The 6066-nt window shown below is 58.1% G+C and carries 5 protein-coding genes and 1 pseudogene; 3 read left to right on the top strand and 3 right to left on the bottom strand.

What is annotated here, in order from left to right; all coding sequences use genetic code 11:
• Together ACRESJ_RS02560 and ACRESJ_RS02555 are read right to left on the bottom strand one after the other, a co-directional pair.
• A partial coding sequence (locus ACRESJ_RS02560) for an SDR family oxidoreductase (protein WP_431756494.1) occupies positions 1 to 402 on the bottom strand: 402 nt, incomplete at its 3' end.
• Positions 395 to 1144 (bottom strand): SDR family NAD(P)-dependent oxidoreductase, encoded by a 750-nt coding sequence (locus ACRESJ_RS02555; RefSeq protein WP_431756493.1) that lies wholly within the window; start codon positions 1142 to 1144, stop codon positions 395 to 397. The genes ACRESJ_RS02560 and ACRESJ_RS02555, both read right to left, overlap by 8 nt.
• A 115-nt stretch (positions 1145 to 1259) precedes the next feature.
• On the opposite strand from ACRESJ_RS02555, the gene ACRESJ_RS02550 reads away from it, so the two are divergent.
• The 3 genes and pseudogenes from ACRESJ_RS02550 to ACRESJ_RS02540 all read left to right on the top strand — a co-directional run.
• On the top strand, positions 1260 to 1883 hold the full coding sequence (locus ACRESJ_RS02550) for a TetR/AcrR family transcriptional regulator (protein ID WP_431756492.1): 624 nt from the start codon (positions 1260 to 1262) through the stop codon (positions 1881 to 1883).
• 5 nt (positions 1884 to 1888) lie between these two features.
• Positions 1889 to 3112, top strand: coding sequence for a DUF3422 domain-containing protein (locus tag ACRESJ_RS02545; protein WP_431756491.1), 1224 nt, complete (start codon positions 1889 to 1891; stop codon positions 3110 to 3112).
• Positions 3113 to 3257: 145 nt separating this feature from the next.
• Positions 3258 to 3389, top strand: a pseudogene (locus ACRESJ_RS02540) (GAF domain-containing sensor histidine kinase); the annotation flags it as partial.
• A 49-nt stretch (positions 3390 to 3438) separates the two neighbouring features.
• Here ACRESJ_RS02540 and ACRESJ_RS02535 read toward each other — a convergent pair.
• Positions 3439 to 6066: FAD-binding and (Fe-S)-binding domain-containing protein (locus ACRESJ_RS02535; RefSeq protein ID WP_431756490.1), on the bottom strand; the 2628-nt coding region annotated here is incomplete at its 5' end.

The raw sequence follows: 6066 nt of genomic DNA, 5'->3' as shown, positions 1-6066 counted from the left end.
GAATAGATGACCATGGCCACGCTCGATCATTCCGGGCAATGCCTTGCGTGTCAGGTGCAAGGGTGCCTTCAGATTGATGTCAAACATGTTGTCGATTTCCGCCGGGTCCATTTCCTGGAACGAGGACCGGGTGGACAAGACTCCTGCGTTGTTGACCAGCACATCCACCGGGTAGCGCGCCAGGATTTCGGTGAATGCATCGACTTGCCGCACATCAGCCTCGACCACCGTCACGCCCGGTTGCGAACGCAACTCGGCCAACGCTTCGGGACTGCGACCGACTGCAATCACCTGTAAACCGGCATCGCGCAATGCCAGCACTACGGCCTTGCCGATACCGCTGGTGGCGCCCGTGACCAAAGCCCGACGGTAGATCGCCGGCACCGATACTGAATCAGGCATAGATGTAGCCCCCGCTGACAATCACGTTTTCACCAGTGGCATAGCTGTTGCGACTGCTGCCCATCATGACGATCCACTCGGCAATCTCGACAGGCTCGGCTGCGCGGCCCAGCGGGTTGGCCGCAGCCAGCTCACCGAGGAAGCCCAATTGCTTTGCGCGCTCGGTGGCGAAACCTGCAGGCGCCACCGAATTGACCAGGATCTGATCCTTGGCACAGGCCTGGGCAAAGGATTTGGTCAGGCTGACAACCGCCGCCTTGGTCGCTGCGTAGTGGGCGTTCTGCGGATGAGCCTTGAAAGCGTCGACCGAGGTGACATTGACGATGCGGCCGGTCACGGCAGGTGCCGCCACGTAGGCCTGCATGTGTTTCACCGCGGCGACCATCATGTGGTAAGTGCCTTTGATGTTCACCGCGTTTTCCAGATCCCATTCCTCGTCAGTGATCTCGAAAATGTCCTTGCGCGGATAAATCGCGGCGCTGTTGACCAGACAATGTACGCGTCCCAGCGCATCAACGATTTGCTGGAAAGCGCCATGGGCCGACTCCTGCCGAGAGATATCGCCCACCGCTGTGGCAACTTCGCAACCATCGGCGCGAAGCACTTCCGCCGCGGCAGCCATCAACTGCTCATTTCTATCGATGATGCCGATTTTCGCTGCCCCGCGTTTGCGCATCAGCTTGGCAGTTTCCAGCCCCAGACCCGAAGCGCCACCGACGATTACGACCGTTTGCCCATCCATAAAACACCTCCGCGATTAGTCTTTACGTAAGATGCCTGTTGTCTTACATTTGGTCAAACCGATTTTGTCCGACAATGGTCGGCAAGCCTCCAGATCAAGTACACAGGACAGAACAATGCCTGCGGCCACCGTCTCTTCGAAACTCGTACTCAGTAGTGCTCGCGACCGCCTGCTTGATGTGGCACTGAAGCTCTTTGCTACGCGCGGTTACCAGGCCATCGGCCTGCGAGACCTGGCCAGTCAGTTAGGGCTGCATGCCGGTTCGTTGTACAACCATATCGAGAACAAGCAGTGCCTTTTGTTCGAGCTGATTGAAGGCGCGGTATCCGACCTGCTCGCCGATACCAAGCGACGCATGCGCGGTGCTAGGACGCACCGCGATCGCTTGCAGCGCTTCGTCCACGCGTTCGTGATTTTCAACCTGGCCGAAAAACATCGGCTGCTACTGGTCACCCGAGAGTTCTTCAATCTGACCGATGAGCAGCAGCAGGAAATCAATCAGCTCAAGAGCAACTACTCCGCGCTGTTGAGCGCCATCATTTCCGCTGAGTGTGACGAAAGTGACTATGGCTCCATCAGTGACCATACAGGCCTGATCACAGAAGCCGTCATCGGCATGCTCTACGGACAGTCTCTCTGGCAAAGCATGGATGTCCCAGAACAAAAACTCACGGATATCCTGACCCACTTTGTCCTGGGCATCATTACCAGCGGCAAGGACTCAGCGCTTAAGGCATAGGCACCATGCACCCGCTACGACATACGCTGCACAACGAACTGCACGCCCGCCCTTCCCTGTACTTCAGCGAGCCGGCTCACGTGTTTCACCTGGCCATCTTGGGCAGCGATGGCGAACGAAAGGCGCTCCTCAAAAGCCTCTACAGCGAACCCATCGCTGATGAAACGCCCCAAGGCATCATCAAGCTGGATGAGCACTGGCTGAAATGGGAGCGGCACGCCGAGTTCTTTACCCTCACCTATGTTGTGACTACTACCAAGGAAAACCCGCACTGGATTCCCTTGCCTGAAGCCCTGACGGCTAAAATCAGCCCTTACACCCAGCTGCTGATCAACCGCGTCCAAATCGTAGTTCGCAACAAGCATTCCTGGAACGGAGATCATGCGGAATATGGGTTCAAGGACCCTTGCGGTTCATCCATTGGTGGCGGCGATGCGGCGGTATGGAGCGACTTCAGGCTCGGCGAATGCGGCGAAAACAAGTTTCTGTTCATCAATAATCATCTGAACGCCTACCGCCAGGGGCGAATGATTCGCCGGCTACTCGAGATTGAAACCTATCGCATGATGGCCTCGCTCTCGCTTCCTGCGGCCAAGCAGTTGAGCTCACAACTCAATATTTTCGATAAAACCCTGGCCGAGCTGTCGGAGCGAAATGCTGCTCCCGATACGAGCAATGCAAAGAAGCTGCTCACGGAAATTGCGGCCCTTTCGGCGAAAGTCGTCAGTCTTTCAGCCAAGCACAGGCACCGTTTCAACGCCACTCAAGCCTACGCGCAATTGGTCTTCGAACGGCTGGCAGAGCTGCGGGAGAACCACGCGGGTGATTGCCAGCGCATGGGTATCTTCATCGAGCGGCGCTTCAAACCGACGGTAAGGTACTGCGCCGTGACGGAACAGCGACTCGACGTGCTAGCCAAGAGCGTGGCCAATCTGGGTGAACTCTTGCAGGCCCGCGTGCAGGTAGAAATGGAAGAACAGAACGCCGAAATCTTGAAAAGCCTGAATGCCCGAGCCGACGCACAAATCAAGATTCAGCGGGCAGTTGAAGGACTGTCCATTATCGCCATCACCTATTACGTGCTGAGCCTGTTCAAATTGCTGTACTCGGGCATTCATCTAGTCGGAGTGGACTTGCCGCAAAGGACGGCAGTGATGATCATGGCGCCTGTCGCAACACTGGTACTGCTGAAGGTATTGATGCGGATCAGAGCCGTAAAACATCACTGAAATACCCCAGAGATGTTGGCGCTGATGCGATTTTTCCCCAGACTGCCGGAATTCATTGAGCCATCCCAATACTCCGCAAACGATGGCTTTGCGGGTGAATTCAGAGCCTGCATTGTAGGTCAATAAAAATCAGCTAAGGGGTGAAGGGTTAGGTCTGGGACTTTACATGGCCTCGCAGATTACCACCGCATACAACGGAACCTTGCACGTGATCTCAACGCCGGAGTTTCGAACGTGCTTTACCGCAAGATTCCCCGCTCAATTCAAGTGGGCGTGAGCATCCAGATTCAAACACAAAAGGTTTAGATATCCAGACCAAAAGCCGGTTATCGCCGAAAGCCTCCCATTACCTCGCGCGTATACTCCAACAACACTTCCAGCGGATGACGCAGTTGCCTGTCGGTTAAGCGCTTCACCTGGCTGCGGCAGGAATAACCCGTGGCCAGCGCTTCCCCCTTTTTATCCAGTTTGCCGGCCCATGACTGCTCGAAAATGGTCCGTGAGCTGCCTTGGTTGCGTGCTTCATGGCCGAAGGTTCCGGACATGCCGCAGCAGCCGGTTGCCTCCGTCACCAGCTTGAGCCCTAGCCGAGCGAATACGGTTTCCCATTGTGCAGTACTGGCCGGAACATTGGTTTTCTCGGTGCAGTGCGCCAACAAACGGAATGTCTCGGTCGCGGTGTGCGGGTTTTCGGGCAACGCGTCGACAAGCCATTCCTGAGGCAGCAAGACCTTCGGGCACTCGTCGAGCCCCGGTACTTGCTGATATTCCTGGCGGTAGACCAGCGTCATGGCCGGGTCCAGTCCTACCAGCGACACACCGCAATCGGCGAGCGCCTTGAGCTGAGTGGCGTTGCGGATCGCTGCCTTGGCGAAGACACCGAGGAAACCCTGTACGTGCAACGGCTTGCCATTGGCGCTATAGGGCGCAAGAAACACCCGATACCCCAACTGATGCGCCAACTGGATAAACTTCGCCAGCAACGGGGTTTCGAAGTACCGGGTAAAGGCGTCCTGCACCACCACCACGCTGCGCTCACGCTGCGCGACGGTCAGCTCGCGCAGGACTGACACGCTGGCGACCGCGACCTTGCAGCGAGTCAACGTGGCCTGCAAGTCATGGCGGTGGATCAGCGGGCTGTCGAGCATGCCGACCTGTCGCTCAAGCAGGCGGTTCACCCATTTCGAGCCCATCACTGCGTTGTACAGTCCCGGCGCATAAGCCATGTATGGAATGGTGAACTCCAGTGAGCCGATCAGGTAGTCACGGAGCGGTCGTTGATAGCGGCCGTGGTATAACTCCAGAAAACGCGAACGGAACTCCGGGACGTTGACCTTGACCGGGCATTGTCCCGCACAAGATTTACAGGCCAGACAACCCGCCATCGCTTCATAGACTTCATGGGAGAAATCCACCTCGCCGCGCGAACGCGCCAGGTTATTGCGCAGCCGCGCTGGCAACCCGCTCAACCACAACAACTTGCCCCGGGCCGCTTCCAAGACATCGATATTGGCCGCGCCTTGCAGACGTAACCACTCGCGAATCAACGACGCCCTGCCCTTCGGCGAATGCTGGCGCTCACGAGTGGCTTTCCACGACGGGCACATCGCATCGTTGGTGTCGTAGTTGTAGCAGGCGCCGTTGCCGTTGCAGTGCATGGCGGTACCGAAGCTTTGCCAGACGCGCTCGTCGATCTGCCGATCCAAGTCACCGCGCAGCGTCACTTCGTTGACCTTGAGCAAGCCTTGGGCGGCATCCGGCGGCGTGCAAATCTTGCCGGGGTTGAGCTGGTTATGCGGGTCGAACGCGCCCTTGAGCGATTGCAGGGCTGGGTACAGTTCGCCGAAAAATTCGGGCACGTATTCCGAGCGTAAACCCTTGCCGTGCTCACCCCACAGCAACCCGCCGTAACGCCGGGTCAGCTCGGCCACTGCGTCGGAAATCGGCTTTACCAGCGCAGCCTGGGCCGGGTCTTTCATGTCCAGCGCTGGGCGCACGTGCAGCACGCCGACGTCGACGTGACCGAACATGCCGTACGACAGGTTATAGCTGTCCAGCAACGCACGAAACTCGGCGATGTAGTCGGCCAGTTTTTCCGGCGGCACAGCGGTGTCTTCCACGAAAGGCTGCGGGCGAATCTCGCCGTCGACGTTGCCCAACAGCCCAACCGAGCGTTTGCGCATGGTGTAGACACGGCTTACCGCTTCGGCACCTTCGGCCAGTGTGTGACCGAGGCGCTCAATGGTCATGTCGACCTGCAAATGCGTCACGAACGACGCTACGCGCGCGTTGACTTCGGCCACGTCGTCGCCGCTGAACTCCACCAAATTGATCCCCAGCGTCCGGCGCCCGGCGTCGCTCGGGAAATACTCGGCGACGCTGTGCCAGACAATGTCTTTCATCGCCAGCAGCAACACCCTTGAGTCTACGGTTTCGATGGACAATGGTTTGTGCACCAATAATGCGTTGGCATCGCGTAGCGCATCCATGAAGCTGCCGTAGCGCACGTTCACCAGCACCGAATACTTGGGAATAGGCAGCACATTGAGCTTGGCTTCGACGATGTAGCCCAACGAGCCTTCCGCGCCGCACAGCACGCTGTTCAGGTTGAAACTCCCATGCTTGTCGCGAAGGTGCGCTAAGTCGTAACCGGTCAGGCAGCGGGTGAGTTTGGGAAACACCGTCTCGATCAGACCGGCCTGGGTCTCCTGAATATTGCGCGCCACCCGATACACTTCGCCGATACGGCCGGGCTGCGCGCAAGCCGCGTCCAACTGCGCGGCGGACAGCGGCTGGCTGTGCAGGTGCTCTCCGCCGAGCAGTACGCTATGCAGTTCCAGCACATGGTCGCGGGTCTTGCCATAGGTGCAACTGCCCTGGCCGCTGGCGTCGGTGTTGATCATGCCGCCGACGGTGGCACGGTTGGACGTCGACAGCTCCGGCGCGAAGAACAG

Origin of the sequence: Pseudomonas sp. (assembly GCF_050739655.1) — a bacterium.
Classification (GTDB): domain Bacteria; phylum Pseudomonadota; class Gammaproteobacteria; order Pseudomonadales; family Pseudomonadaceae; genus Aquipseudomonas.
This window is presented reverse-complemented; position numbering and strand designations above follow the sequence as displayed.

Coding starts and splice junctions, on each gene's coding strand:
- ACRESJ_RS02545 (WP_431756491.1), top strand. CDS start 1,889: ATGCACCCGCTACGACATACGCTGCACAACGAACTGCACGCCCGCCCT.
- ACRESJ_RS02555 (WP_431756493.1), bottom strand. CDS start 1,144: ATGGATGGGCAAACGGTCGTAATCGTCGGTGGCGCTTCGGGTCTGGGG.
- ACRESJ_RS02550 (WP_431756492.1), top strand. CDS start 1,260: ATGCCTGCGGCCACCGTCTCTTCGAAACTCGTACTCAGTAGTGCTCGC.